The organism is Desulfopila sp. IMCC35006 (genome assembly GCF_005116645.1).
Lineage (GTDB): Bacteria > Desulfobacterota > Desulfobulbia > Desulfobulbales > Desulfocapsaceae > Desulforhopalus_A.
This window is the reverse complement of sequence record NZ_SWCM01000006.1, coordinates 114873-140581: the sequence shown is the minus strand read 5'-3', so window position 1 is coordinate 140581 and position 25709 is coordinate 114873. Positions and strand designations below refer to the sequence as shown.

Genomic DNA, 25709 nt, shown 5'->3' with positions numbered 1-25709 from the left:
CTTAGGTATTTTATCGTTGCAACAGTAATGTACATTTCAAAGGAGATTTTGTGACAAAACTTTACCCCTTGATGCCACTTCGGGATATAGTCATTTTTCCGCATATGGTTGCCCCATTAGTTGTCGGCCGGAAAAAGTCCATTCAGGCACTCGAAGATGCAATGGAAAAGAAGACGGATATTCTTCTGGTAACACAGCGCAAGGCTACCATTGACGATCCAGCCAGTGATGACCTCTACAGCTTTGGCACACTCGCGACGGTAATGCAGTTGCTCCGACTGCCCGATGGAACGATCAAAGCCCTGGTTGAAGGAAAAAACCGGGCGAAGATTATTTCCTATGTTCCAAAGGATGATTTTTTGCAGGCGGAAGTCGAGGAACGGATAGATAATCTCGAGCCGACCACTGAATTGATCGCCTTTGAGCGGGAATTGCGAAAATTCTTTGAGCAGTATGCGACCAGCAATAAAAAAATTGCCAAAGAGGTCGTCAGTTCAGTCAAGTCGATGGATAATCCTTTGAAAATGCTGAATGTCATCTGTGCGCATTTACCGCTTAAAAGTGAGGAAAAACAAGAGATCCTGGAAATTGAGCCACTCACCGAAAGAATAGCCAAGGTGCTGGAGGTATTAGACCGCGAAATCGAACTCGCGGAGCTCGAGATGAAGATCAACGCCAAGGTGAAAATGCGCATGGGCAAGACCCAGCGGGATTATTATCTTGGCGAAAAGGTCCGGGAGATCCAGACCGAAATTGGCCAGAATGAAGATGGCCTCGATGAGATGGGTGAGCTCGAAGAGACCATTAAAAATAAAAAAATGCCGGCGTTGGCCAAAGACAAGGCACTGAAAGAATTCAAGAAACTTAGAAGCATGCCGCCCATGTCGGCCGAAACGACTGTCGTTCGCAACTATATTGATTGTATCGTCAGTCTGCCCTGGGATGTAAAGGATACCTCAAAGATTGACATAAACAAGGCCGAAAAGATCCTCGATGAGGATCATTATGGTCTGCCTAAACCCAAAGAAAGAATCCTGGAATATCTGGCGGTTCAGACCCAGGTAAAAAAGATAAAAGGGCCGATTCTCTGTCTCGTCGGCCCTCCCGGCGTCGGTAAAACATCCATCTGCAAGTCCATTGCCCGGGCCATGGGTAGAAAATTTGCCCGTCTTTCTCTTGGCGGGGTGCGGGACGAAGCGGAAATCCGCGGCCATCGAAGAACCTATATCGGGGCGATGCCGGGCAAGATTATCCAGTCAATGCAAAAGGTTGGGGTAGCCAACCCGGTCTTCTGTCTTGATGAAGTGGATAAGATGTCGATGGATTTTCGGGGCGATCCATCTTCAGCCTTGCTGGAGGTATTGGATCCCGAACAAAACGTTGCCTTCAACGATCATTATCTCGACATCGACTATGATTTATCCGAGGTCTTTTTTATCACTACCGCCAATAACCTGCATGGCATTCCGGTGCCGCTGCAGGACCGGATGGAGATCATCCAGATCAGCGGGTATACCGAAGAAGATAAATTGAAAATCGGCATGGGCTACCTGATTCCCAAACAGCTGGAAGCAAATGGATTCAAACCCAATGACATCCAGCTGACCGATGGTGGTATCCTGGAAATTATTCGGCGTTACACCCGGGAGGCAGGCGTTAGAAATCTGGAAAGAATCATCGCCTCTCTCTGTCGTAAGATTGCCCGGGAGAGATTAAAGAAAAACGGCAGAACTACGAAGAGCAACAAGAATAAAAAATATCGCATCGGTGTCCAATCGGTCGGCAAGTATCTTGGCACCCCCAGATATCGATACGGGCTGGCCGAGGAAAATGACGAGATCGGCCTGACTACCGGTCTTGCCTGGACCGAGGTCGGCGGTGAACTCCTCCAGATTGAGGCTACCCTGATGACCGGTGCCGGGAAATTGACCATCACCGGAAAGCTGGGGGAAGTTATGCAGGAATCGGCTCAGGCCGCTCTCAGTTACGTACGCTCCCGAGCCAAGGTGCTGGGGCTTGATGAGGATTTTTACCAGAAGCTGGATATCCATATCCATGTCCCTGAAGGCGCCATTCCCAAAGATGGCCCCTCGGCGGGAATTACTATTGCAACGACCCTGGTTTCCGCTTTGCTGAAGATTCCGGTCAAGCATCATATGGCTATGACCGGAGAGATTACCCTCAGGGGCAGGGTGCTGCCGATCGGCGGGTTGACGGAGAAACTCCTTGCGGCAAAACGCGGCAACATTACCCATGTTCTTATCCCCAAGGCAAACGAACGGGACCTGAACGATGTTCCGGTTAAGATTAGAAAATCTCTGACCATTGACGTGGTCAATCATATGGATGAAGTGCTGGGCCACGCCTTGCTGTTACAGGAAGGTCAAAGCCTCTTTAAAGCGTAATATCTTTTTGAAATAAAAGATAAAAATCATAATTATGATGATAATCTGCGGAATGGCTTTTTTTTTCTTGACGCAGGGGGGTGAAATTGGTAAATACTCGTTCACCATTGGTTGCGACGGGGGCGACTAGCTCAGCTGGGAGAGCATCGGCCTTACAAGCCGAGGGTCACAGGTTCAAGCCCTGTGTCGCCCACCACAACCAAAAAAATGAATGTAATAGGTTAGCATCAAATCAGTAGCAATTTTGGAGCGGTAGTTCAGCTGGTTAGAATGCCGGCCTGTCACGCCGGAGGTCGCGGGTTCGAGTCCCGTCCGCTCCGCCAAATATAAAGGGTTTACAGAATTTTCTGTAAACCCTTTTTTGTTTGGAGCGTGAAATACTGCGTCAATTTCATGATCATTTTACAAGTTTGCCACGTTCGAGGAGGTCTATAACCTCTTCAGTGTCGGTGTAATTTCCCTCAATATAATATTCCCGGTTCCGTTGTTTCCTGGACCGAGGCGTACCGGGCGTTCAGCACAATTAACATCTTCTGCCCAACTCCATCTCAACGTAATAAAGGTAAAAATATGGATTCCATAGATAAGATTGAACTTACCTACCTTTCTCTCGATGACCATGCAAATATTGTTGCATTGATGGAAGACGAATATAGGCATTTAGATGATTCAAGCTGGACATATGAAGAATTTTCCGCATTGCTCAATAAATTCCCGAGAGGTCAGGTTGGCATAAAGATAAATGGCAGTCTGGCCGGATTTGCGCTCAGTATCATCGTTGATTACAGCAAATTTGACGATTCCCATACCTATAAAGAGATAACCGGAAACTATACCTTTGATACGCACGACGATGAAGGTGATACCCTTTATGGTATTGATGTATTTATTAGTCAAAAATATCGCGGTTTGCGGCTTGGCCGGCGATTGTATGAATTTCGGCAGGAGCTGTGTGAGGAGCTGAATCTCAAAGGTATTATGTTCGGTGGCAGGTTGCCGAATTATAAAGAGCACTCCAACGAATTAACGCCAAAAGAATATATCGCAAAGGTCAGAGCAAGAGAGATTTACGATCCGGTATTAAATTTTCAGCTTTCAAATGACTTCTATGTGAAAAGGGTTTTAAAAAATTATCTTGAGGGGGATGTTGAAAGTTGTGAATATGCTTCATTGTTAGCCTGGGATAATATTTATTATTCCAAGCCGTCAAAAAAGCCTATGTCTCAGAAGACTGTCATTAGGTTGGGTCTCATTCAATGGCAGGTAAGACCATTCAAGAATATTGACGAAGTGCTGGAACAGGCTGAATATTTTGTTGACGCTGTTTCAAACTACCGGAGTGATTTTGCGCTGTTTCCGGAGTTTTTCAACGCCCCGTTAATGGCCACATTCAATCATTTGGGGGAAGCTGAAGCCATCAGAGAATTGGCTAAATTCACCCCAAAATTCAAAGATGAATTTTCAAGATTAGCAATCGCCTATAATATAAATATAATAACCGGTAGTATGCCTGAACTTCGAGATGGACATCTATATAATGTCGGTTTTGTCTGCAAAAGAGATGGCTTGGTCGAAAAATACGCAAAAATGCATGTTACGCCAGACGAGAAAAAAGTTTGGGGGCTGAAAGGTTCGGATGAATTAAAAGTCATTGATACCGATTGTGGAAAAATAGGCGTTCTTATCTGCTATGATAGTGAGTTTCCGGAACTGGGGAGAATTCTAGCTAACTATGGGATGAAAATACTTTTTGTCCCTTTCCTGACCGACACGCAAAATTGTTTTTCAAGAGTAAAAATATGCGCTCAGGCAAGAGCGGTGGAAAATGAGTGTTATGTCGCAATTGCCGGATGTGTTGGGAATTTGCCGCAAGTTGAGAATATGGATATTCAATATGCTCAATCAGCTGTATTTACTCCCTGTGATTTCGCCTTTCCTCCGGATGGTATTAAAGCAGAATCTACTCCCAACACAGAGATGATATTGGTTGTCGATGTTGATCTGGAGCTCTTGAAAGAACTTCATAACGTAGGGAGTGTTACCAATCTAAAAGACAGGAGAACTGATATTTATGAGATTCAGTTAAAAAAACCATGACACTTCTGCCGAGCCAGAAAAATTTGTAAACGAAGTAGCATCTTCTTGTATTGCTGGGTTCATTCTCCCTGTCAGGCTGTAAAGTATGAAGCGCAGGTGGGGCAGCCCGCCTTTTTTACCTGCTGGTCTTCTCCTTGAATTTCTCATTTATCTGATAGACAAACGCGAGCACTTCGGCGACGGTCTGGTACAGTTCCGTCGGGATTTCATCACCGATTGGTATCTTTGCCAAAAGCTCGACCAGGTCGGCATCCTCCTGGATATGGATTCCGGCTTCTCTGGCGGTGGCTATAATTTTTTCGGCAATGACCCCTTTGCCGGTGGCAACCACCTTCGGTGCCGCCGACTCATTTTCGTTGTAGACAATAGCAATGGCTTTCGCCGGCGTTTTTCCTGTCGATTTTCGTTCAACCATTTTAAGCCTTGGTATCAAGTATCTGGTTGCCGGCTGGTACAAGCTGGCGGACCAGGTCCTGGATTGGATCGGGGGCGTTAGCGGAAAACGATACATTTATCAGCGGAATATCTGTAAGAGCCTTTGTTAGATCTGCACTGTATGTTGCTATAAAATCGGCTTTTTCCTGAGAGTCGGCACGAAATCTTATAAACAGTCCTTCAGCATTCTGTAAAAAATCGACTTGAAGATTGCCAAGCCCAGAGACGGTCAGGTGCACGGAAAAACGATTTTCCGCACCGGCGGTATTGTTTTCTCCGGAATCCTTGTCGTCCTGGTTAATGAGCAAATAGCCCTGTTCGAGAAAGGGCAACGGGAGGGGGAGGATGAGCTGCGTATCATTGGTCGTCTGCAGTTGAACAAGTTGAAAAAGTTCAAGAGTGGTGAGGATTTTTCGGGTGCTTTCGGTTATATCGCCGGGAGATGTAAAACTGTTGGTTATTTCCAGCAGTGCCGCCTTCAGGGTGTGCAATGCGCTGTCTTTATCGCCCCGGGCAAGTAATTGTTCCAGGTTCAGGCCAAGAGTATTGATGAGTTGCCTGAGCACGAGACCGCCTTCTTTTCCCTCCACCCCGCTTTGCTGCAGGGTAAAGAAGCCTTCAAGGGTTGAGCGGGTGGCGGGGGAGAGTCTCTCGAGCAGTGATGGGTCCTGTTGCTGAAAATTTTGCACCAGACCGGTCAGATCTATCGCTTTGCCAAGCATTGTCAGAGACCTGCCCTGGAGCTGGCTGAGAGGACTTGCGACAATCTGCAGCTCAACCTGCGGCTCGGTCCTGACCACCTGGAGCCTGAGCGACTGGCCCGGGGCGAGAGCCGCCTCTGAGCGGACGGCCTGCCGGGTACCGCCAATATCCAGGATAAAACGGTTGTCTCCCCTGGCCTCAACGACTAAAGCTTTGAGCAGCTGGCCTTCGGTCTGCGGCTGTTGTCCCTGGCTGCGCCCTCTGCCTTGCGACGTCGCAGAGCCGATAGTGGCTATGGAGGTGAGGGGGAGGATAGTGGCCATATGTTTTTATCCGTCGAGGGCAGTGAAAAATTAATCCGGAGAATCAGCCAGCCCCTGCTTCAAGTATGGATATTCTCTCGCAGCTGGCGGCGTTGTTCGGCAAAGCAGTTTTTGGCGATAATATCTCTTGCTTTATCGGATATTTGATCGAAATGAAAAGAGGTCAGCCAGCGACCTTTACGCACCCTTTTCGAGCGGACGACACAACCCGTGCAGATAACCGTCTCGGCCGGATTGGGCAGGTTCAGCTCAATAATTACCGGTAAGGAAATCCGGCAGTCATCAGAGAGCATTGTCAATACCCCGGTCTGGGAGATGTCGACCGTTTCTCCCTTCAGTTCAAGTGGCTGTTCATCACTGCCCTTTGTGCCTGGGTCGTAGAAAATAGCTACCGGCGCCTTGATATTCACCCGGAAATATTCTCGGAGATCTTCGGGGCGGATTGATTTTTTCGCCACCAGCTCAATAACCCGGTTGTTCAGCAGCTCGACAATTTTTGCGGAGAAGGTGACCGTCTCTTCGTTTGAGTCTTTACTGACCAGGGCGCATCGCCAATCCTTGCCAATATTTTCTGGGATGGTCCCGGCGGAGAACAACAGGAAAAAACCAGGTGCTTCCGATTCTTTAAAGTTGCAGGGGAGCTTGATCGTATTGCCCGTCGGGTCAGTTACCGTAAGAGATGCCGGTTGGCGGTCAGGGATGGATTCGACGATGGATATGATATCTGTGGACATAACTACTCTTTCACCATCACTTTCAGGCGGAGCATTTTCCTTTGTATGACAAGACAACAGCCAATAATTTTATCTCGGTCTTCAGTGGTTATATCGTCAAAATGATAGGCAACCTCAAAACGGCCGTCATGTAATTCCTGCACCCGAATCTGATGGGCCAGAACCTTGATGGTCTCGGGCTCAAGGGACGGGATCATGATTTCCAGTGTCACCGGCCGATCCGGCTGGGGCTTTTCGTTAAATATGGCCAGAATCCCGCTGCCGCTGATATCAACGGTATGCCCCTCAGCCGACCATGGTTCAGTTTGATTGTTGAAATGCTCAGTCTGAAAGGATTTTGAAATTACTCTGGTCACCGCATCAACTCGGAAATATTCACGCATCTGATCATGGCTTATCGACTTTTGCACGATCATGGCCAGGGTCTGCTGATTGCTGATCTTTTGGATCATGGCTTCTAATGACACGGTCGGTCCGCCCATGTCGATGCTGATAATGCACGGCTTTTCTATATCGACTTCCTCAACAGGCAGAACTCCCGATTTGAACAAAAGGGAAAATTTTGGTGGTTCACTTTTCTGATAGAGACACTGGGCTCTGACCCGTTCTGGTCGGTTCAGAAGAGGGAGGAAGATTCGAACGGGCTTTCCGTCGGGGATATTCTGCAGGATGTTGGTGTCGGAGCGCATAGTGTTCCTGTATGAAAATAAAAAAAATTAAAAAATGGTAGATCAATTATTTTAGCATTAAACAAGATCGGCAGCAAGCAAAGAGAGGCAGGCGAAGCGGCCAGGGGGAACATGGCAGTCAGAAACAGTCGGTTGTTATTTATAAGCGAAATCAGCCGGGTTTGCTTGCTGTCAATTTCAATTTTTCAAACCTGACTATTGTGCAAGAGCAGACCTTCAATATTGGCAAAGTGTTTATCGAGAGTATAGAGTTGCAGCCCGTGCTGAAATGCGCTTGCTGCGATCCAGATATCGTTGGTTGGGATAGGAGTGCCGAGCTTTTTGAGTTGATTAAGGATGGCGCTGTAATATTCCGCTGTATATTCGTCAATGCTGTAAATTGCTACTCGCGGGGAATCTAGAAAAAAGCCTAATGATTTCTTGTTTTCCTGCTCCCGGTTTCCACCCTTGAAACCCGAGAGAAGCTCACCAAGGGAAACGGCACAGATGCCGATGTGGATAACATGTCGTAAAATCTGGACGACCTCGGGATCGCCTCTGAGCGCTGCGGAATAGATATTGGTATCAATGAGAATCTTATTCATTTCCAGAGCTCTTCATCGATTTTTCGTTCATCGTCTATTTTGCCCTGGATGAGTGAACACTCTTCGTTTGACCACTGACCGAAGAGACTGTCAAGATCATGCCATTCCTGGGAAAATCGTTTTTCTTTCGTTAAATTTAAATGTTTTTTCAGCGTTTCCAGAACAAACTGATTGACGCTCTTTTTCTCTGCAGCCGCCGCTTTTTTCAGCAAGGATGAAAGTTCGTCATCAAGTCCCCGTATTGATATTGAGCCCATTTTTTCTCCTTGAATTTTTTTGCCAGCATTGTGACATTAAAATATGCATTCACTCTGCTTTTCTGTCAAGGCATTGTTCCATCCCTATTATATCAAATGTCCGTTTGAAAAGCCTGATGGCTTACATGGTTGCGCGTAATGCCTGTAATTTTTGATAGAGGTTATTGCAGGCCATTGTGGCTCTGGCAAAGGCCACCCGATAGGTCTGGATCATCGGGGTTTGGGCGATTTCGTTTCCAGCCAGATCGATGATGGCAAACATCTGCTCATCCATAATTGCCAGTTTGTTCCTTTGTTCGCCGATCTTGCTGCATTGAGCCTGGATCTCCTGGGGCGAACAGGTAGGGATATTGTTTATTATCTGCAGGACACTGCCCTCGAAATACTCATATTCTTCCGTTATTGCCGCGAAAAACTGGGCAACATCGGTTATCTGGGTATTAGGGGTTATTGTCCTTTTACTTTGCATGCGTTTTTGGGTGGCTCCGGTTAAGAGGGTGGAGGTGGGGCAATTTATTTTTTAGACACTCATGCCGCCTAAAAGCTTTGCGGGATTCGGTTTGATTCCCCTGGCGGGGGGAAAGTTCTCTGGGGTAATTTGTCACTAATCCCGCCTAAAAGCTTTGCGGGACTCTTTTTAGTCCCCCCTTGAGGGGGATAAGTTCATTCACGAAAAAATACATCTTGTAAAGAGCACAACATGGTTAATGGTAAGTCACTAATCCCGCCTAAAAGCTTTGCGGGATAAGTTCATTCACGAAATAATTATCTTGTAAAGAGCACAAGATAATTATTTCTAATTCACTAAAATGCAGCACGAATAATATGTGTTCTGTCAGATCCTGAAGGCTTATAGCCGGTAATGGCTTTGTAGTTCGTAGACAGCGACGATATTTCATGGCGGAGCAGGGATTGCACATTTCTTGCCCTGGCGGCGATGTTTCGGTTGGCCTGGTAGAGCCTGTTCAGTATCGCAGCTCTTTTTTCCATTAAGGCGCTGGTCGATGCCGACAAGCCAGATCCATTGTACAGGGCGTCAGCTATGAGACTATCGGCAGCCCGTGCCTTGTGCAAAAGGGTGTTGAGAGTGTCAACGGTCTGCATAGTCTGCCGGCTTGAGGTCGCTAAGAGATCGTTTTGCATCGTTTGATAGTGCAATTCGATTTCCTGGTATATCCCGTTTGCCTGCTCAAGCAAGGTATCGTATTGCGCCGCCGGGCCCTTTTCTTCTTGAAGGATGTGGCTCATCTGTATATACCGTTCAGGTTGATTTTGTATTTCGCTTAGCCTGCAGCTGACAGCCTGCGTACCGGAGCCTGATTATCATGTTCATTTTCCTTTTGCTGCTTGACCAGCAGGCCGAGCTCCTTTCTATTGATCTCAACCGCCTCCCCCCACGTCAGCCGCAGGTCGACCAGCAGTTTTTCGACACTGCGCAGATGATCGCCACTGGTGTCCGTTCTGGCCTTACTTAACTCTCGCAGCATGAAGTGGTACAGTCCATCAAGATCGGCAGCAATTTCGCCGCCAATCTCATGGTTGAGTGAGTTGGAGAACTCGGTGATAATCGCAAAGGTCTTGGAAATCCGACCTAATTTTTCACCAACATTTCCCGCCTCGTTGGCGGCAATGGCCTGCCGGCAGAATTTTATTGCCCCGTCGTAAAGCATAATCAATATCTGCTCCTGAGAAGCGGTCATAACCTGGTTTTGCTGGTACTGGTTCATATATGGGTTCATGAGTTACTCGTCCCGTTTAAAGCGTTCATTTGTTGGGTTAAAAAATCTCCCTGGGCATTCAAGCTGCTGATAAGCGATTCCATGGCAGTGAATTGACTGCGTAAAATTGCCTCCCTTTTGGTCATGCGCAACTCCATCTGATTCAACTGGGAATCAAAGCTTTTTACCGCGCTGTCATAGGCAGTTTTCTTCACGGCGTACATGCCTTTTGAGCTGCTGGTTAAATTGAGAAGCAGCGAATTAAAGTTCTTCATTACTCCTGCTGTTTCATCATCTCCTGAGAGCAGGGAGACCATATCGTCAAAGTTATCCTGCAGAGCGGCATCAAGCTTGGTGTTGTCCTGTTTGAGGGTGCCGTTCAAATTTGTCGAGATGCCGATTTCCGACAGGATGTGAAATTTGCCACTATTTTTCACCGAATTAGTAAGCACACCCTGCAGCTGCCGTTTCATGCTGTTGATGGTCGCATCGCCTCGCAGGACCGCACCGAGTTCTGTATCTGCGGTGGAACCATCAGTGCTATCGGGTATCGCCGAACTCCCGCCGAACTCATCATAGCCGGAAAGAATCCATTCCATGGCCTCATTATAGGCGGTAACAAAAGTTGTCACTTTTTCTTTCAGGGCACCGGTGTCGGACTTAATGTCCATTTTCGTTGTCTCGTATACCGGAGGCGTCTGCCAGTTCCAGGGATCGACGTCTTCTTCGCCTTCTATCTGGCTTCCGCTCGATATGGCAGCGTTGACACTATTAAGATTGAGAGTCACGCCGTTTATCGCTCCGGTTATAGTATTGGTGTCGCTGACCACGGTAATACCGTCAATGATCGCTACCGCCTGCTGCGCCGACTGCACATCGTTGATCTCAAAATCAAGATCTCCCGCCGTTGTCAAACCCAGCTTGCTTTCATCGATGGTAAAATTGGTTTTCGCATCCTTGCCGGTAAAGACCAGATGGTAGGGGGAGTCATCCGTACCATCGTTGATAATTGACGCCTGGACGCCGGTGGTTCCAGAGAGTTTATTGATACTGCTGACCAGTCCGAGCAGCGAGTTATTGTCTTCGGTGACCGCAATGTCAGTGCCATTGACCGAAATCGTCCCGGTACCGAGTACCGACTCACTGTTGGAGCTAAAGCCTCGGGTGACGGTTTTTTGCACCTGACTCAGTTGGACAACGGATACCTTATAGCTGCCGACCGCGCCGCTGGTGGTCGTGGCGGTAAAGGCGTCTTCCGAACTCAACGACACGCTGGTGGTTCGAACCTGGCTGGTGATACTCATATCAGCAACAGCGGTTTTCAGGTTGTCGAGTTTGGCCTTGAATTGGGCATATGCCTTAAGTCTCTGGGTTTCGCTGGTTTTTTTGGCCGTAAGCCTATCGATCGGAGCACGTTCCACCGCCATGAGATCGGTGACAATTGTGTCCGTGTCAAGCCCCGTTGCGAGACCGCTGAATGTAATAGACATATCCTTACCTTTTTTGAGGCCGAAAACCTTCGGTTTTATCCCTTGGTGTTCACCAGGTTGCCAACCAGTTCCGAAAAATTAGCCTTGAATTTCAGCAATTCTTCAGCCGGGATCTGGCGAATGACTTCCTGGGTTGCATTATCGAAGATTTTTACGACCATATCAGATGCATCGTCACCCTTTTCAAAACGGACACTGTACAATCCATCCTGGGTTATGGATTTGATCTGGTCGAGCAATTCTTCCGGCTGGACCTTTGGGGTGTCCGCCGCCGCCTGTGGTTCCGAACCCTTCGATTCTTTATTTTTGCGGCCGGAATCAATCGCCTCGGCAGCTTTAGGCGGCTGTTGCATCGTTGCCCCCGGACTACTGATTGTATCGACATTCATGGATTACACCTTTAGTGAATTAGAAATAATTTTTTTGTGTTGTTTACAAGAAAATTATTTCGTGAATGAACTTATCCCGCAACGCTTTTTGGCGGGGTTAGTGTTCTTGAAATCCTTTTTCTTGTGCTTTTGACAAGATTTTTTTTCGTGAATGAACTTATCCCGCAAATCTTTTAGGCGGGATTACCCCTCCCAAAAATCAGCAATTAATTTAACCTCATACAAGGCAAGCATAGAAAAGTGCCCCTCAAGGGAGTGCTTAAAAAGACCTTTTTATAAGGATTACCCGAAACACCTAAAACAAGCCGGGGCCGGCCGAAGCCGGCCCCGATAGTACCGAAAAGGTTAATCTTATCCGAGCAGAGACAGGGCCAGCTGAGGAGCCTGGTTGGCCTGAGCCAGAATAGAGACTCCAGCCTGCTGGAGAATATTGTTTTTGGTCATCGCTGAAGTCTCCTGGGCGATATCCGCATCGAGGATCCGGCTGCGGGCCGCGGAGAGGTTCTCCGAAACGTTGGAGAGGTTGGAGATGGTTGATTCAAATCGATTCTGCACAGCACCGAGCTCGCCGCGCATGCTGTCAATCTGTGACAAAGCGCCATCAATTGCGTCAATGGCATCAGCAGAACCTTGTACGGTGGTGATGTCAATATTATCGATAGATTTCAGTTCACTTACATTAGCAGCATTTGCATCTTCGCTAAAGAGAGATTTAGCTGCACCAGCAGCAGTACTGGTAACACTAAAACCAGAAGGACTGGAAAAACTAACCTCGCCACCAACGATAGTGGAATCAAGATCAAGGTCTGGGTCAACAGTAAGACCATCTTCAAGTTTAGTGGCTGTTCCTTCAGTCCCTTTAACCGTCATGGATTGCGATTGGGTCCCTGCAGTAGAACCACTGTGCGTGAAATCAGCAATACGGATGTCTGCTCCACCGCTTTGCTTGAGTTCGATGCTTGCCTTGTCCGCACTGATCGTTGCAGTAATACCCGTCGTACCGGATTTGTCATTGATAGCTGAGACCAGGTTTGTAAGATCGTCAGTTTCAACTGTGGCATTGATACTAACAGCGTCTGTATTTGTTCCCTGAAGATCAAAGGAGACACTGCCATTAGCCGACAGATTTGCAAGTGTTGCTGTTGTACTTGCCTTGGCTGTCACGCCGGTATTACTGCTGACCTGGTTTATTTTACTAGCAATTTCTTTTGCTGAGTCACCAAGGCCGACTTCAACTTCTTTAGAACCTTCGCTACCAACCACAGTTAGGGTCTGTTTGGCAGTATTGTTTGTTGCTAATGAAATATCCGCAATACCTGTACCTTTCAATCCTTCTGCATTGGCAGGTACTCCAAGAGAATCACCATCAGAAGTAATTGAGACAGCATCACCACTTGAACCTATAGTATAGCTTGCTGTCGCACGTTGTGTATAGGCCGGGGTAGCATCTGCACTTATTTGCGTGGCATCGGTACCGTCGGCTTTAACATAGTCAATTTTTCCTGTTGCACCACCTGCATAAGTGACAGAATCAAGAGTTATGTTACCACCCTCTGTAGACAATGAAGATATCTTGATTGTTCCAGTTCCAGCAGTCGTTCCGGCAGTCCATTCTGCCTTGACATTGGCGTTATTAGTGGAATCTCCAAAGCTAATAGTGCCTGCGCCAGATGCCCCCAGAGTTAATGTTGCTGTTTCTTGAGCACCGCCAGTAGTGTTGTACTTTATTGCTATAGTGCCATCTGTCGCATCTGGATCAGCTAATTCTGAAACATTTAGCACCAATTCGTTTGAGTAACTACTCGTAACTGGGGCACCGGTTGCTGTACCAAGATTAGTTGCCAAAACAGCTGCAGTTGCACCCGCTAGTGCTGTTTTTGTAGTCCCGTCAAGTTTAGTAACTGTGTAAGTTTCACCGGCTGCAAGATTGTCTACAGTAACCATAGAACCTGTTCGAGTAGCCGCTTCAATACCATATGCATTGTCAGTCTTAAGGTTATTATTACCAAGATCTGCGGACTTAGCAGACTCAATGCCAAAAGAAATGGTCTGGTTGGCGTTGGCACCTACCTGGAACTGGGCAGAACCCAGAGTCCCATCGAGCAGGTTTTTACCGTTGAATTGCGTGGTATCCGCGATACGGGTCATCTCTTGCTTGAGTTGGTTTACCTCAGCTTGCAGAGACGCACGATCGGAAGAACTGTTGGTATCGTTTGCCGACTGGACAGCCAGCTCACGCATACGCTGGAGGATGTTGGTACTTTCCTGGAGCGCACCTTCAGCAGTCTGCGCCAGAGAGATACCATCATTTGAGTTACGTACTGCTTGATTCAGACCGGTGATCTGCGAGGTCATACGATCTGAAATTCCCAGTCCGGCTGCATCGTCTTTTGCTGAGTTGATACGAAGACCGGAAGAAAGACGCTGCATTGATTTGGACAGCGCGTTCTGAGAGTTACCCAAGTTACGTTGGGCATTGAGAGACATTACGTTTGTATTAATTGAAAGTCCCATGATATTCCTCCTTGAATATGTTCTATGGGTTACAGGTGGGCATCCTTGCCCTGGTACAGCATCTTAAAATTAAAAATATAAAAACAGCTTGTGTTGCTCTTCTTTTTTGGCACCTCCTCTGGTTAAAATTTTCTTTGTTTTATTTCCTATCGGTACTCTGACGAAAAAGGTTTAGTGATTTAGAAATAAATTTCACAATTTTTCTTAAATAATCTTTTTTCCTAAATTACGTATCGGCTGGTCGAAAATTTTCCTTTAGGAAAAAACATTAAAAATTTTATTTTTTTTATAAATAAAAAAGGCCGACTCATAGCGTCGGCCTTTTTACATTTTATTTTAACAGGTTATCCCTGTAAGAGTTGTAATGCAAGTTGTGGTGTCTGGTTGGCCTGGGCGAGAATTGACACCCCGGCCTGCTGCAGAATATTATTTTTGGTCATCGCCGAGGTCTCCATGGCAATGTCCGCATCAAGTACCCGCGAGCGGGCGGCGGAAAGATTTTCGGAGACGTTATTCAGATTGGAGATGGTTGACTCAAATCGGTTCTGAATAGCACCGAGGTTGCCCCGCAGGCTGTCGATCTGGCCGATTGCGCCATCGACGATCTGGATAGCTTTGTTGGCACCTGCAACCGATGAGATGTCGATCGTATCGACTGAATTGAGCTCGGAGGGATTGACCGAATCTTCGATACCCTTAAACAATGAGCCGTCATCGTTGGCCACCGAACTACTCACGTTATAATTCCCTGAACTTGAGAAGGATACTTCACCGCCGATAACGGTTGAGTCGCCTGCAGTACCTTTTGCTTTAAACGTGGCCGTATCTGTACCAGCAGTAGCAGAAGCCGCACCACTTAAAATACTGGTGGTTTCTACGACAGAAGCAGCAGCATTATTGAAAGTGCCTCCATCACCACTACTAACAGCCATCGTGGCCGTGGTAGACGAGCCGACCAGAAAGGAGTCGACCGACAGCGCTGTACTAGCTGATGTAGAATCGGATAAGGTTATACTACTCTTGTCGGTTCCTGAGACGTCTGTAAAGGCCGCAGTGACACCTGTGGTAGTAGTTATCTTGTTGATTGCATCTACAAGTGCGCTGAGGTCGCTTTTATCGGTAATGGTGGTTGCATCAATGGCTGTAGGACCGCCTGTAGCCCCTGTTATGTTCAGATTTACTACACCAGCTTCCGAGAGATTTGACAGTGTCATTGTTGCAACGGCTTCGGCAGTTGTCCCCTCAACAAGGTTGGTGCCAACCCCTTCGGAACCGGTGACGCGAAGAGACTGGAGCTCTCCAGCTGCGGCGCTGTGGCCATAATTACTGATCTTAATGTCATACCCCGCACTTTGAGAAAGGGTAATACTTGCTTTATCCGCGGAGAGTGACGCGGAGATTCCAGTGGATCCGAGTTGGGTATTGATGGCTCGCACCAGGGGGGACAGATCCTTTGTTGTTACCGAAGCACTTATGGCGATTGGGGAAGTATTAATGCCGGCCAGTTCAAAACTTACTGTACCGTCAGCTGCGAGATGACTGAGAGTCGCTGTGGTTCGCGCATCCGCTGACACTCCAGTAACCTGTGAGGAAATATTGACAAGTTCAGCTATACGATTGGCGGTATCGCCATCCTCAATTTTTACAACTTCAGTGCCACGCTCGCCGACGATAGTTAACTCCTGCGCCTTGACATTGTTGCCCGCCGAAGTATCTGCCCGAGTAGTGGCGGCTTCTATGCCGAGCGGGTTATTGCTCGTTAACGCGTTATCACCAAGGGCTGCGGCTTTTGCAGAGGATATGGAAAAGGAGATAGTTTCATTGGCACTAGCACCCACCTGAAATTGCGCATCGCTGAGAGATCCGTCCAGTATATTGCGATCGTTAAAAGTCGTGGTTTCAGCAATACGCGTTATTTCCTGCTTCAGCTGGTTTATCTCAGCCTGCAGGGAAGCGCGGTCAGATGAGCTGTTGGTGTCATTGGCGGATTGGATAGCCAGCTCACGCATACGCTGAAGAATATTGGTCGTTTCCGAAAGGGCGCCTTCTGCAGTCTGAGCCAGGGATATACCATCGTTGGCGTTTCTGGCCGCCTGGTTGAGACCTCTGATTTGTGAGGTCATCCGGTCGGATATGGCCAGTCCGGCGGCATCGTCCTTGGCTGAGTTGATTCTCAGACCGGATGAGAGCCGCTCCATGGAGCGGGAAAGATCGAGTTGTGATTTACCTAAATTTCTCTGGGCGTTCAGTGATGCGACGTTTGTATTGATTGTAAGTGCCATGGTAAAGATCCTCCTTGAAAGGGTGCATTGGCGTCGTTGTCAATCATTTTTACAAACGTATTGTCTCTTTGGTTTACCTCGCAGGTAAAATACTTGTCGTCTTGATGGAGGGTTTTCTTTAGGGAAAAATACGTCGGGATGAAAGAAAAAGCAGGGCGTTATACTCTTGGATTACAGCGATTATTGTAGGGCGGTGCAATCTCTTCTGCCTCCCATGCAGCGCATGGGTACCAGGTGGTCGGCGAAATTGCTGACCCGGTGATATCTTTTTGGCACCCATGCGGCGCATGGGTGCCAGTGGCCAGTGGTGAACCAGTCGCCCGGTGGTCTTTATTATTGGGGCAGGGGCGTTTTGGAGGAGTAGCTGCTGTTTTCCACGATAACCTGGATTGCCTTGTTCGTTTTAGGTGCAAAAAGTATTGGGGCGGCCAGATTTAAGGTGATATTTTGATCTGACGGTACGGTGACAACGCTGAGGATGAAACATTCATCGCCCTGGTCAAGATCGAGGCTCTGTCGTTCAGCTTCCTCCGGCATTAACTGGTAATCGAGAAAGAAGTTTGTCGGATCGGTGAGGACAAAGGCGATGTCGGGATCGTCAACGCTTTGAATCCAGAAGAGCGGGCCCTGTTTTTTATTGGGCATAACGATAAAATGACGGAGATTTGGCAAGCCGATGAGTCCGGCAGGAAAATGCAGCAGATTATTTGGGTCGTATTCCACTTCGCCAAAACGGGTGTTGATTTTTTTCATTTTTTCTCTTTTTTCACGGTTAGGTTATCGCTTATCTTATCGAGATCAATCATATCCCAGTGAGCGGCATCGCGATTTTCCTCAACAATGCGGGTATAAATTTCCTGACGATAGATTTTTTTATCCCGAGGGGCGTCAATGCCGATTCTGACATTGCCGCCTTTCATTTCAACAATCGTAATGGTAACGTCGTCACCGATGACAATACCTTCACCGAGTTTTCTGGTAAGGACCAGCATGTGTTTTGCTCCCTTTTAATGGCGTCTTTCGCCTGGAAGGTTGGAGATGATAGACTGCTGTCTATTGAGTACTCCGAACAATTCTAATCGGTGGCTAGAAATAATCAAGAATTGATATCTTCGACACCCGTGCGGTGACGTTCAGTGCAGCCTGGAAGGCGGATTCTTTCTGGGTTATGTCATTGAAAATCTGTAAAATATCCGCGTCCTGATACCGTGAAAGAATTTGCTTGAGATCGATCTGCGCATCTTCCTGATGGAGCGTCGCCGACTCGACACGCTGGGCCCGTGCACCAAGCGTGCTCCGGTAGCCACGGTTCTGATTGGCGGCAATTTCGAGATTAGTTATCTGCGCCTGGATAGAGCCGCCGGCCCCATTGATATCGTCAGTATTTCCCGCCCGGATGGCTTCTTCGGCCCGGGTGAGTATGGTGAAAAGATCGATCCTTCCCGACGCGCCGTCGAGGGTGTCGGCGGCCATGCCGACGCTGGAAAGACCGGTACCGGCAATATTCACCGCAGTAGATGAATTTGGGGCAATGGTAACGGTACCGTAGGCGGTATGATTTCCCCCGGAAATACCACCAGAGGGAAGTGTTCCGGTCACAGCGCCATCAGAAGTTGTCTCGGTAAGCTCAATTTCCGAACCGTCTGCCGGCCCGGTAAGCACCAGGGAACCGCTCGAGATATCGTAGGAGACACCGTTCGCCAGGGTGCCGCTTGTCGCGGTAAGATTCTTGGCGCCGGCGGTGTTGGCTAAAGCCAGCGCCATGCCGCCAAGGGTAAAATCGTAATTGCCGGAGGCTCCGTCGAGGCTTGCTGAAATACTGTTGCCGCCGGAGGTAATGTTCAGCGTGTAGCTGTCTTCGGTGTCGACGAAATTGCTAAGCGCCAGAGGACCAAGATTTGCTTTGGCTGCACTGGCGGTGCCGATGAGACCGGTTCCCGCCTGGCTGAAAAGGGCGGCGACTTTGCCCGCGTAGTTATTCTCCCCGGCGGGGTCGGTGAGATCGGTGCCCCCGTCAATGGTAACTGGCGGATTGGTCCCGGCGGTAATGGTTATATCGTTGCCAGCCGTGCCAACGCCAATCGGCCCGGAAATCTTGATTTCACCCTGGTAGGGATTGGCATAACCATTGGCCGCTATCTTGTTGGTGATACCGAAAAAGACCTCATTGCCGGTTAAATTCGATTCGATGACTTCGCCGGGGGTAATTTCCAGTTTCGTGGGGTTGTTGTCCCCATGGTAGATATATGGCCAGGTAGTTACCTTGCCAACATCGTAGAGGGCGGGATCGTAATCGGGATTGGCGGTGAAGGGCTTGGTGTCCTCCTGATACCCGGCGAAGATATATTTTCCGTCAACGACCGCATTGGCGGTGCTGAGGAGTTCGTTTTTCAATTCGGCGATTTCATCGGCAAGAGAGGCTCGATCACTTTGGCTGAGCGCGCTGTTGACTGAATTAATGGCAATTTCTTTCACCCGGACGAGCACATTCTCAACCTGGGCCAGATGACCATCCGTGGCGGCCATTTTATCGCCGGCCTGGCCCATGGTTTCAAGATATCTGTCATTTTGCTGGAGTTGGGACCTGGTCGTCAGCACCGGGCGAATGGCGCCGGGATCGTCGGAGGATTTGTTCAGCTTCAGGCCGGTCGCACCCTGGGTGCGAAGCGTCAGCAGATCGTTGGTAATTCGGTCCAGATTGGTCTGCATTAAGCGGTAGGTGGAATTGTCGGTGACTTTCATACTCTTTTCACACTTGTACTAGGCTATCGTTTAATATCCAGGATTGTCGTCATCATCTCATCGACGGTGGACAGAAACTTGGCGGAAGACTCAAAACCGCGCTGATACTGGATCAGGCTGATCATCTCTTCCTCCAGGGAAACTCCGACCAGGCCGTCACGAAAATTTTCCAGTTGATCAAGGGCGTCTTCCGCACCTTTCAGCGACAGTTGGTTCTGGTTGCTTTCGACACCAACCTTGGCGGCAACTTTTCCATACAGAGAGTTGAAGTTATCGACGCCGCCAATGAGGTAGGTGTCGGCAATGTTTGCCAGGGTCAGGGCATTGCTGTTATCGCCGGGGGCGACGGTGCCCGAAGCACTTGTGGTCGCAGCGGCACCGGCAGCAATTTTAGCCGGATCGGTAATAACCACACTCATCTGCCTGGCTGCACCGGCGTATTCCGTTGCCGTTGGCGCCGGTCCGGGCGGCGAGGCCACATAGTTCGGGGGAATGCTGAAGAAAAGATTGCCGGTGCTGGAATCGAGACCACCCCCCGCCTGGTGCTGGAGATTTACCTGGGTACTCAGCTCGTAGGCGAGCTTATCCATATCGGCGGTGAGTTCCGGGATGAAATTATCGCGTATGTCCATCAGCCCCTTAAATTCACCGCCCATATTTTTCAGAGTCAAGTCCCTGGTAACACCACCGGCTTTGAGTTTGAGCGTCAGGTCTGCGCCGCTTTCATCGGCGGTAATGGTCATTGCCATATTCCCCTGGACCAGGGGCATTCCTCCCGGCAGAGCGACCGACAACATGCCGTTGTCATTTTCGTAGGACTGGGCACCGAGGGTCTGGGCCAGGCTCTTGGCCAACATATCCCGCTGGTCCCTGGCGCTGTTCGCCGTCTGACCATGGATTTCAATGCTGTAAATCCGGTCGTTAAGATCGGCTATCTCGTTAATCTGGGCATTGACAGCGTCGAGCTTTGACAGAATGGTTTCGTTGAGGTTCTCCTTAATGGAGTTCAACTGATTCATGGTGTTATTGAAGCTGGTGGCCAGCACCTCGCCTTGGAGGATGACGTTGTTGCGCTGGACAAGGTCGCTGGGGTCGGCGGACAGCTCCTGCAGCGAATCAAAAAAATTATCAATATCGGTGGAAATATTGTCTTCGGTGATGTTAAAAACGCTTTCGAGTTCGGAAAGAGGGCGGGTCGACGCGTCCTGGAGACCGAAATCAATGGCTTTCTGCTTGATCTGTGCATCAATAAAGACGTCGTGGTCTCGACTGACGTCGGATATTTTGACACCCTGGCCGATGAAAAAATCCCCGAAATTCATGGCCGGATAGGTCTCGTAGTTGGCCTTCTGCCGGGAGTATCCTTCGGTGTTGACGTTGGCGATATTATTGCCGGTAATCTCTATCGACTTCTGGCTTACCTCAAGAGAAGTGCGGGCGGAATTGAGCGCGTTAAAGAGACCGGCCATGTCAGACTTTCCCGGAAAGGAGTCGGCCGTTTACCCGGGAGGCAACCGTATATGCCGATGCTGAATAGGTCGTAGTGACGGTTTTTTGACCGAAGAATTCCATGGTCTGACGTATCCAGCCCAGTGTTGATTTGAACAGAAAGGCGTTGCGGCGATTTTCCTCACGGATCTGCCTGGCAATCGGTTTGTCCTGCTCGTCGATGACCTTGACGTGGTTCAGCACCTTGACAAGTTCTTCCTTCCTGTTCATTGCGATGATCATTCCTTTCATGTCAAGTGCCTTGGCACATGCTCTTTCTTCGAAAATGAGATCACGCAGTCGAACGAGATAGTCATGGGTGGTTGTGGTTTCCATATTACTTTCCTTCGACGAGAAATTGTAACAGAGAGGCAGAAACTTTATTAAGATCCGGTTCATAAGAACCTGATTTGATCTGGGCCTTCAACTGCTGGACACGTTCGGTCCTTTCCGCGTCGCTGCTCTGGTTTGTCGCTTTGGCCTTGTTGACGTCCTGCAATACCGAGGAAAACTGTACCTTGTCTTCGCCGGCACCTTCGACTTTTTTATCGGCCTGGGCTTTCTGGGTTTTCTTCAGATTGCCGATCTGTCCCGGTCCGCCTACTCCAAAAAATTCTACGCTCATGACTTCACCTGAGTTTGGGATTCTGGGCTGTTACTGTGGGGATCAATGGTTGCCCAGGCATCGAGTTTTTGCATTACACTATCATAGGTATCATGGGATATATCCGGCAGCCAGTTGCCAAAGGCCTCCAGAGCTTCCTGAAATCCATTGTCGATTCCCTGGCGAATGGCATCTATTCGGCTCCGATCGCCTCCTGCCATACCTATGGCAAACTTTACTATTCGTTCAGAAGTTTTTTCTACCCCGAAAAAGCCATCGTCGGCTATCAGTGCCTGAGCTTTTTCCGGGGTTAAGGCCTTGATATCTGCCTTTGTGTTCGCGGCCGCGATTGTATAAACAATGGACTGGTTTTTATATATATTTAAGAACAGGCCCTGTAACAGATCATAGCCATCGCTTATTTTATTTGCAAGAGACAGAAGGCTGCCATGGCGGGTAACTGTTGGTGAATTATACTTTAAATCTACCTTATCCCCGCGGAACTGAAAAATTTCCTGTGGTACTTTTGACCCGCTCTGTTGGTAGCAGTCAGCTGTAACTGATCGATTTAATGTCAGATAATTTACTGTAAGCGGTGAACTTCCGGATGTGTTCGCGATCATTTTATTGCCTCCTTGCAGTGTTGATGTCGTGCGTCCTTGCACTGGCTTGCCAGCTGGTTGATACCGTTTAATTTTCTGTTATATTTTATATCGGTTGTCGGGTTAAAGAAGTTTAGTGAATTAGAAATAATTTACTTGAGCTGTTCGCAAGTAAATTATTTCGTGAATGAACTTACCCCGCAGCGCTTTTTGGCGGGGTTCGGCCGTGAATGAACTTACCCCGCAGCGCTTTTTGGCGGGGTTCGGCCGTGAATAAACTTACCCCGCAAAGCTGTTGGGCGGGATTTTACCGTGAACGAACCTATCCCCCTCAAAGGGGGCACTAAAAAAGTTTCAGTCCAGCAAACACCAAAAAAAAATCCCGTCCTCCCTCCATTTTTAATGTAGAGAAGACAGGATAAGAAAAAAGAACAGAAGCAGCCGCAGAAGGCGGATATGACATTTATTTCTTTTTCTCGATGAGTCCGGCCATCTGATTGTACATTGCCTCGGCAATTCCTAAACCTTTACCGGAGGTGGCGGCTTTGGCGGTTTCCGTATCGAGCATTTCGGTGAACATTTCCGTTGCCGAACTTTTTTCAAACAGGCCACCGTCCGGTACCGCCTTGCGCATTGCCTTGAACATTTCCATGACAAACATCGTCTCGAATTCCTGGCTGGATTTTTTCAATGATTCCAGACTCCTGGCTTTCTTGTCAGTGCTTGGCTGGGTGGCATGGCTGGTAAGAATTCGTGGGTCTATCTTAAAGTCCATATTACTCTGTTCCTGATGTTATAAGATGATGAGTTCGCCATACAAAGAACCGGACGCTTTGATGGCCTGAAAAATAGCGATCAGATCCCTTGGGGTGGCGCCAATGGCATTCAGAGCGTTGGCAATCTCGCCGATGGATACGCCTTTTTTCATATCCAGCAGGACCAGCTGGCCATCTTCTTCGACCACGGAAACGTTGGTCCGCGGGGCGACGACGGTTTGGCCGTCGCTTAATGGATTTGGCTGCGACACCACCGGATCATCGCGGATAATAAGGCTCAGATTGCCATGGGAGACAGCCACTGTGGACAGGCGGATATCCTTGCCCATGACGATGGTGCCGGTACGTTCGTTGACGACCACTTTGGCCCCGGTATCTGCCTGGACATTAAGTACCTCAACTGCCGCGATAAAATCGACCAGCTTCGCTTTATACGATTGTGGGACATTCACCTGGATCGTTCCGGGACTGTCTGGGAAAGCAGTACCTTTGCCAAAATTCTGGTTGATTGATTCGGCCATATTCGAGGCGGTGGTAAAGTCTGCATCCCGCAGCTGGTATTGGAGACGGCCATCGGTACCCAGGGCCACCGGAATCGTTTTTTCGACAATCGCGCCGCTGGCAATGCGGCCTACCGTCGGATGATTTTTCTGTACCTGCGCCGCCTTGCCGCCAAAAGAGAAGGCCCCGACAGTAAGAGAACCCTGGGCAACCGCATAAACATTACCGTCCGGGCCGACCAGAGGGGTCATCAGCAGGGTGCCGCCGGCCAGGCTCTTGGAGTCGCCCATGGAGGATACCTGAACGTCCAGGGTCGAGCCCGATTTGGCAAAGGGGGGCAGAGACGCGGTGACCATGACAGCCGCCACGTTTTTGACCTTGATGTCATTGATATTGTCGGGATTGATGGTGATACCCTGTCTGGTCATCATGTTATAGATGGCCTGCAGGGTAAAAACCGACTTTTTCATATCATCGCCGGTGCCGTTCAGGCCGGAAACCAGTCCATAACCTAAGAGCTGGTTGTCGCGGACGCCATGCAGCTGGGCAATATCTTTCACCCTGGTTGCGTGGGCATCTGTTCCTGGTAACGCCAGGAAAAAGCACGCGAAAATGACAAGAGCGATACATGATTTCATACCAAATCCATTGATAACTTATTTATTCCAATAGGTAGTAAAACTATCATATGCGGTAAAAAGGTTCCATGCAGCGCATGGGAACCAGCTGGATAGTCACAGGTTATTAAAACGGCCAGACATTATCAAGAATGCGCGCACCCCAGCCGGGCTTCTGCTTATCGCTGATCGCACCTTTACCGGTGTAGCTGATCCGGGCATTGAGGATTTTTGCCGAGTTGACCGTATTGGCTGCAGTGATGTCCACCGGTCTGATAATGCCGGTCAGATAAATAATCTGGACCTCACTGTTGACCATGACTTCCTTGCCGCCGCGAATTTTCAGTTGTCCGTTGGGATACCGGCCGACAACCTGGGTCGTCAGATAGGCCTTCAGGTCTTCTTTTCTGGTCGTGGAGCCACTGCCGTCAAAGCCGTTGCTCAGATCGGCGCTGACCAGGCTGCTGAGATTGATTGGATTATCGCCGGTGAAGACCTTGCTGTTTTCCAGGCCAAAGAGATTGGGTATTGAGGCGGAGACACTGGATGACCGGTCAGTCGATGTTGAGGCTTGTTTTGATGCGCTGGCCGTTTCAGAAATAATGACGGTAACGATATCGCCGACATCCCGGGCTTTCTGATCGGAAAACATCGAACGGTTGCCATTCTGCCAGAGCGAACCCTGTTCCCTGATCACCGGTTCGGCGGCATGAATTTCTTCCAGCGGTTCCTGGATGGTCATTAAAGGTTGGGTTGGGGCACAGGCGGCAAGCAGCAGGCCACAGCATATTACGAACAGTAGATTTTTCATCTCAGAGCATTACCTCCACCAGACCCGGAGCGGCTACCCGGCAATAGACCATTTTATTTGAATTGATATTGCGGACCCGAATCATTTCGTTCAGCGCTCCATCACTATTGGCAAGGCCCGTCGCGCTAAGATGCAGTGGACCTGAGTTGATGACAATTTTCACTCGTTCGCCCCGTCGTACTATTGGCAGTGTTTCAACCATGGATAACAGAACGGGAGACCCGGCCCGCAGGCTCCTCTGCAGTTTTTGACCAATGAGATCATTTGGCTCAAAGCAGGGATTCTCTATTGCGCTGATATCCATAAGCGCCGTTTTGAGATGTTGGGGACGGAGTATCTCGCCTCTGTTCAAGTTGCCAGCACAGACGACAACCTGGGCAAGAGCTTCTATTTTCCCTCGTACCGACATGTTTTTGACGACGGTATCATTGACCCTGAAAATTATCGAAAACCGTGAGCTGCCGAGAATAGCGGGATTTGATGGCGTTACATCATAACTGAGATCACCGGTCGGCAGGGTAAAGGGCAGGGGCAGCGATTCCGGCACAAAGCGGATTTCCGCCTCGGGCAGGTCGTTTTGGTTCTTTTTTATATAGTCGGCGATAATTGTCTGTATCCGTTCAGGGCCGATGTCAATGCCGCTGCGCAGTATGGCGACGGTTGGTGAACCGGTCCACTGGATATCCTGGGGCAGAGTCTGGCTGGCGGCGATGTGGTCCTTGATACTGATCGAGCTCAACGTAATCGTCTCTCCCGGGGCAGGCGCCTGGCCTATCTGCTGGGTGGCGAGTGCTTTGGCCATTTCGGTCTGCTGATCAAAGCTGACTATATCGCCTAGTCTGATAACGGAGTCGTCCACCGAACTGTTGGGTTTAAAAGTTATTTCCAGGGCACTGGCTATCTGCACCGAGCCGAACAGCAGGCAGACTATTATGAATACTTTTTGCAT

General features: G+C 48.8%; 26 protein-coding genes, 2 tRNA genes and 1 pseudogene. 4 read left to right on the top strand and 25 right to left on the bottom strand.

Annotated features, from left to right (window positions below):
• Positions 1 to 71 precede the first annotated feature (71 nt).
• From lon to FCL47_RS12100, 4 genes are all read left to right on the top strand, one after another.
• Positions 72 to 2405, top strand: a complete 2334-nt coding sequence (lon, locus tag FCL47_RS12115) for an endopeptidase La (protein WP_136813933.1) — start codon at positions 72 to 74, stop codon at positions 2403 to 2405.
• Positions 2406 to 2525: 120 nt separating this feature from the next.
• Positions 2526 to 2601 (top strand) — tRNA-Val (locus FCL47_RS12110).
• 50 nt (positions 2602 to 2651) lie between these two features.
• A tRNA-Asp gene (locus FCL47_RS12105) sits at positions 2652 to 2728 on the top strand.
• A 247-nt stretch (positions 2729 to 2975) separates the two neighbouring features.
• The gene (locus FCL47_RS12100) at positions 2976 to 4502 is read left to right on the top strand and encodes a carbon-nitrogen hydrolase family protein (RefSeq protein WP_136813775.1); all 1527 of its coding nucleotides are present in this window, start codon (positions 2976 to 2978) and stop codon (positions 4500 to 4502) included.
• Between the two features lie 115 nt (positions 4503 to 4617).
• Here FCL47_RS12100 and FCL47_RS12095 read toward each other — a convergent pair whose 3' ends face one another.
• From FCL47_RS12095 to flgA, 25 genes and pseudogenes are all read right to left on the bottom strand, one after another.
• A complete protein-coding gene (locus FCL47_RS12095) occupies positions 4618 to 4917 on the bottom strand; it encodes an EscU/YscU/HrcU family type III secretion system export apparatus switch protein (RefSeq protein WP_136813774.1) in 300 nt (99 codons plus the stop codon).
• 1 nt (position 4918) lies between these two features.
• Positions 4919 to 5962, bottom strand: a complete 1044-nt coding sequence (locus FCL47_RS12090) for a hypothetical protein (protein WP_136813773.1) — start codon at positions 5960 to 5962, stop codon at positions 4919 to 4921.
• Between the two features lie 59 nt (positions 5963 to 6021).
• Entirely contained in the window at positions 6022 to 6696 is a 675-nt protein-coding gene (locus FCL47_RS12085) for a PilZ domain-containing protein (protein ID WP_136813772.1), read from the bottom strand.
• A 2-nt stretch (positions 6697 to 6698) separates the two neighbouring features.
• On the bottom strand, positions 6699 to 7385 hold the full coding sequence (locus FCL47_RS12080; protein WP_136813771.1) for a PilZ domain-containing protein: 687 nt from the start codon (positions 7383 to 7385) through the stop codon (positions 6699 to 6701).
• 185 nt (positions 7386 to 7570) lie between these two features.
• Complete coding sequence (locus FCL47_RS12075; protein WP_136813770.1) at positions 7571 to 7969, bottom strand: type II toxin-antitoxin system VapC family toxin; 399 nt, start codon at positions 7967 to 7969, stop codon at positions 7571 to 7573.
• Positions 7966 to 8226: a DUF1778 domain-containing protein gene (locus FCL47_RS12070; protein WP_136813769.1), complete on the bottom strand. Its 261-nt coding sequence runs from the start codon at positions 8224 to 8226 to the stop codon at positions 7966 to 7968. The genes FCL47_RS12075 and FCL47_RS12070 overlap by 4 nt, the downstream gene beginning before the upstream one ends.
• A gap of 121 nt (positions 8227 to 8347) precedes the next feature.
• Positions 8348 to 8695, bottom strand: coding sequence for a hypothetical protein (locus FCL47_RS12065; RefSeq protein ID WP_136813768.1), 348 nt, complete (start codon positions 8693 to 8695; stop codon positions 8348 to 8350).
• Between the two features lie 335 nt (positions 8696 to 9030).
• The gene (locus FCL47_RS12060) at positions 9031 to 9474 is read right to left on the bottom strand and encodes a hypothetical protein (protein ID WP_136813767.1); all 444 of its coding nucleotides are present in this window, start codon (positions 9472 to 9474) and stop codon (positions 9031 to 9033) included.
• Positions 9475 to 9509: 35 nt separating this feature from the next.
• Positions 9510 to 9965, bottom strand: a complete 456-nt coding sequence (gene fliS / locus FCL47_RS12055; RefSeq protein ID WP_136813766.1) for a flagellar export chaperone FliS — start codon at positions 9963 to 9965, stop codon at positions 9510 to 9512.
• Positions 9962 to 11434 carry a flagellar filament capping protein FliD gene (fliD, locus tag FCL47_RS12050; protein ID WP_136813765.1) on the bottom strand — a complete coding sequence of 491 codons (1473 nt, stop codon included), beginning with the start codon at positions 11432 to 11434 and terminating at the stop codon, positions 9962 to 9964. Before fliD ends, fliS begins: the two co-directional genes overlap by 4 nt.
• Positions 11435 to 11469: 35 nt before the next feature.
• Positions 11470 to 11823, bottom strand: coding sequence for a flagellar protein FlaG (locus tag FCL47_RS12045; protein WP_136813764.1), 354 nt, complete (start codon positions 11821 to 11823; stop codon positions 11470 to 11472).
• Positions 11824 to 12174: 351 nt separating this feature from the next.
• Positions 12175 to 12801: a flagellin gene (locus FCL47_RS25635; protein ID WP_370459552.1), complete on the bottom strand. Its 627-nt coding sequence runs from the start codon at positions 12799 to 12801 to the stop codon at positions 12175 to 12177.
• Positions 12778 to 14337, bottom strand: a pseudogene (locus FCL47_RS25435) (flagellin hook IN motif-containing protein); the annotation flags it as partial. The gene FCL47_RS25635 and the pseudogene FCL47_RS25435, both read right to left, overlap by 24 nt.
• 344 nt (positions 14338 to 14681) lie before the next feature.
• A complete protein-coding gene (locus tag FCL47_RS25430) occupies positions 14682 to 16619 on the bottom strand; it encodes a flagellin (RefSeq protein ID WP_136813762.1) in 1938 nt (645 codons plus the stop codon).
• Between the two features lie 333 nt (positions 16620 to 16952).
• The gene (locus tag FCL47_RS12030) at positions 16953 to 17372 is read right to left on the bottom strand and encodes a flagellar assembly protein FliW (RefSeq protein WP_136813761.1); all 420 of its coding nucleotides are present in this window, start codon (positions 17370 to 17372) and stop codon (positions 16953 to 16955) included.
• Complete coding sequence (csrA, locus tag FCL47_RS25320; protein WP_136813760.1) at positions 17369 to 17611, bottom strand: carbon storage regulator CsrA; 243 nt, start codon at positions 17609 to 17611, stop codon at positions 17369 to 17371. Before csrA ends, FCL47_RS12030 begins: the two co-directional genes overlap by 4 nt.
• Positions 17612 to 17705: 94 nt before the next feature.
• Positions 17706 to 19361, bottom strand: coding sequence for a flagellar hook-associated protein FlgL (gene flgL / locus FCL47_RS25070; protein WP_240744219.1), 1656 nt, complete (start codon positions 19359 to 19361; stop codon positions 17706 to 17708).
• A gap of 23 nt (positions 19362 to 19384) precedes the next feature.
• A complete protein-coding gene (gene flgK / locus FCL47_RS12010) occupies positions 19385 to 20830 on the bottom strand; it encodes a flagellar hook-associated protein FlgK (protein ID WP_136813759.1) in 1446 nt (481 codons plus the stop codon).
• 1 nt (position 20831) lies between these two features.
• Positions 20832 to 21185: a flagellar protein FlgN gene (locus FCL47_RS12005; RefSeq protein ID WP_136813758.1), complete on the bottom strand. Its 354-nt coding sequence runs from the start codon at positions 21183 to 21185 to the stop codon at positions 20832 to 20834.
• Position 21186: 1 nt separating this feature from the next.
• On the bottom strand, positions 21187 to 21474 hold the full coding sequence (flgM, locus tag FCL47_RS12000; RefSeq protein WP_136813757.1) for a flagellar biosynthesis anti-sigma factor FlgM: 288 nt from the start codon (positions 21472 to 21474) through the stop codon (positions 21187 to 21189).
• Positions 21471 to 22076 carry a hypothetical protein gene (locus FCL47_RS11995; protein WP_136813756.1) on the bottom strand — a complete coding sequence of 202 codons (606 nt, stop codon included), beginning with the start codon at positions 22074 to 22076 and terminating at the stop codon, positions 21471 to 21473. The genes flgM and FCL47_RS11995 overlap by 4 nt, the downstream gene beginning before the upstream one ends.
• 442 nt (positions 22077 to 22518) lie before the next feature.
• Positions 22519 to 22830 carry a rod-binding protein gene (locus tag FCL47_RS11990; protein WP_136813755.1) on the bottom strand — a complete coding sequence of 104 codons (312 nt, stop codon included), beginning with the start codon at positions 22828 to 22830 and terminating at the stop codon, positions 22519 to 22521.
• An 18-nt stretch (positions 22831 to 22848) separates the two neighbouring features.
• Positions 22849 to 23970, bottom strand: a complete 1122-nt coding sequence (locus FCL47_RS11985; RefSeq protein WP_136813754.1) for a flagellar basal body P-ring protein FlgI — start codon at positions 23968 to 23970, stop codon at positions 22849 to 22851.
• A gap of 106 nt (positions 23971 to 24076) precedes the next feature.
• Positions 24077 to 24760: a flagellar basal body L-ring protein FlgH gene (locus FCL47_RS11980; RefSeq protein ID WP_136813753.1), complete on the bottom strand. Its 684-nt coding sequence runs from the start codon at positions 24758 to 24760 to the stop codon at positions 24077 to 24079.
• Position 24761: 1 nt separating this feature from the next.
• Positions 24762 to 25709 (bottom strand): flagellar basal body P-ring formation chaperone FlgA, encoded by a 948-nt coding sequence (gene flgA, locus FCL47_RS11975; protein WP_136813752.1) that lies wholly within the window; start codon positions 25707 to 25709, stop codon positions 24762 to 24764.

Coding starts and splice junctions, on each gene's coding strand:
- lon (WP_136813933.1), top strand. CDS start 72: ATGCCACTTCGGGATATAGTCATTTTTCCGCATATGGTTGCCCCATTA.
- FCL47_RS12100 (WP_136813775.1), top strand. CDS start 2,976: ATGGATTCCATAGATAAGATTGAACTTACCTACCTTTCTCTCGATGAC.
- FCL47_RS12095 (WP_136813774.1), bottom strand. CDS start 4,917: ATGGTTGAACGAAAATCGACAGGAAAAACGCCGGCGAAAGCCATTGCT.
- FCL47_RS12090 (WP_136813773.1), bottom strand. CDS start 5,962: ATGGCCACTATCCTCCCCCTCACCTCCATAGCCACTATCGGCTCTGCG.
- FCL47_RS12085 (WP_136813772.1), bottom strand. CDS start 6,696: ATGTCCACAGATATCATATCCATCGTCGAATCCATCCCTGACCGCCAA.
- FCL47_RS12080 (WP_136813771.1), bottom strand. CDS start 7,385: ATGCGCTCCGACACCAACATCCTGCAGAATATCCCCGACGGAAAGCCC.
- FCL47_RS12075 (WP_136813770.1), bottom strand. CDS start 7,969: ATGAATAAGATTCTCATTGATACCAATATCTATTCCGCAGCGCTCAGA.
- FCL47_RS12070 (WP_136813769.1), bottom strand. CDS start 8,226: ATGGGCTCAATATCAATACGGGGACTTGATGACGAACTTTCATCCTTG.
- FCL47_RS12065 (WP_136813768.1), bottom strand. CDS start 8,695: ATGCAAAGTAAAAGGACAATAACCCCTAATACCCAGATAACCGATGTT.
- FCL47_RS12060 (WP_136813767.1), bottom strand. CDS start 9,474: ATGAGCCACATCCTTCAAGAAGAAAAGGGCCCGGCGGCGCAATACGAT.
- fliS (WP_136813766.1), bottom strand. CDS start 9,965: ATGAACCCATATATGAACCAGTACCAGCAAAACCAGGTTATGACCGCT.
- fliD (WP_136813765.1), bottom strand. CDS start 11,434: ATGTCTATTACATTCAGCGGTCTCGCAACGGGGCTTGACACGGACACA.
- FCL47_RS12045 (WP_136813764.1), bottom strand. CDS start 11,823: ATGAATGTCGATACAATCAGTAGTCCGGGGGCAACGATGCAACAGCCG.
- FCL47_RS25430 (WP_136813762.1), bottom strand. CDS start 16,619: ATGGCACTTACAATCAATACAAACGTCGCATCACTGAACGCCCAGAGA.
- FCL47_RS12030 (WP_136813761.1), bottom strand. CDS start 17,372: ATGAAAAAAATCAACACCCGTTTTGGCGAAGTGGAATACGACCCAAAT.
- csrA (WP_136813760.1), bottom strand. CDS start 17,611: ATGCTGGTCCTTACCAGAAAACTCGGTGAAGGTATTGTCATCGGTGAC.
- flgL (WP_240744219.1), bottom strand. CDS start 19,361: ATGAAAGTCACCGACAATTCCACCTACCGCTTAATGCAGACCAATCTG.
- flgK (WP_136813759.1), bottom strand. CDS start 20,830: ATGGCCGGTCTCTTTAACGCGCTCAATTCCGCCCGCACTTCTCTTGAG.
- FCL47_RS12005 (WP_136813758.1), bottom strand. CDS start 21,185: ATGGAAACCACAACCACCCATGACTATCTCGTTCGACTGCGTGATCTC.
- flgM (WP_136813757.1), bottom strand. CDS start 21,474: ATGAGCGTAGAATTTTTTGGAGTAGGCGGACCGGGACAGATCGGCAAT.
- FCL47_RS11995 (WP_136813756.1), bottom strand. CDS start 22,076: ATGATCGCGAACACATCCGGAAGTTCACCGCTTACAGTAAATTATCTG.
- FCL47_RS11990 (WP_136813755.1), bottom strand. CDS start 22,830: ATGGACTTTAAGATAGACCCACGAATTCTTACCAGCCATGCCACCCAG.
- FCL47_RS11985 (WP_136813754.1), bottom strand. CDS start 23,970: ATGAAATCATGTATCGCTCTTGTCATTTTCGCGTGCTTTTTCCTGGCG.
- FCL47_RS11980 (WP_136813753.1), bottom strand. CDS start 24,760: ATGAAAAATCTACTGTTCGTAATATGCTGTGGCCTGCTGCTTGCCGCC.
- flgA (WP_136813752.1), bottom strand. CDS start 25,709: ATGCAAAAAGTATTCATAATAGTCTGCCTGCTGTTCGGCTCGGTGCAG.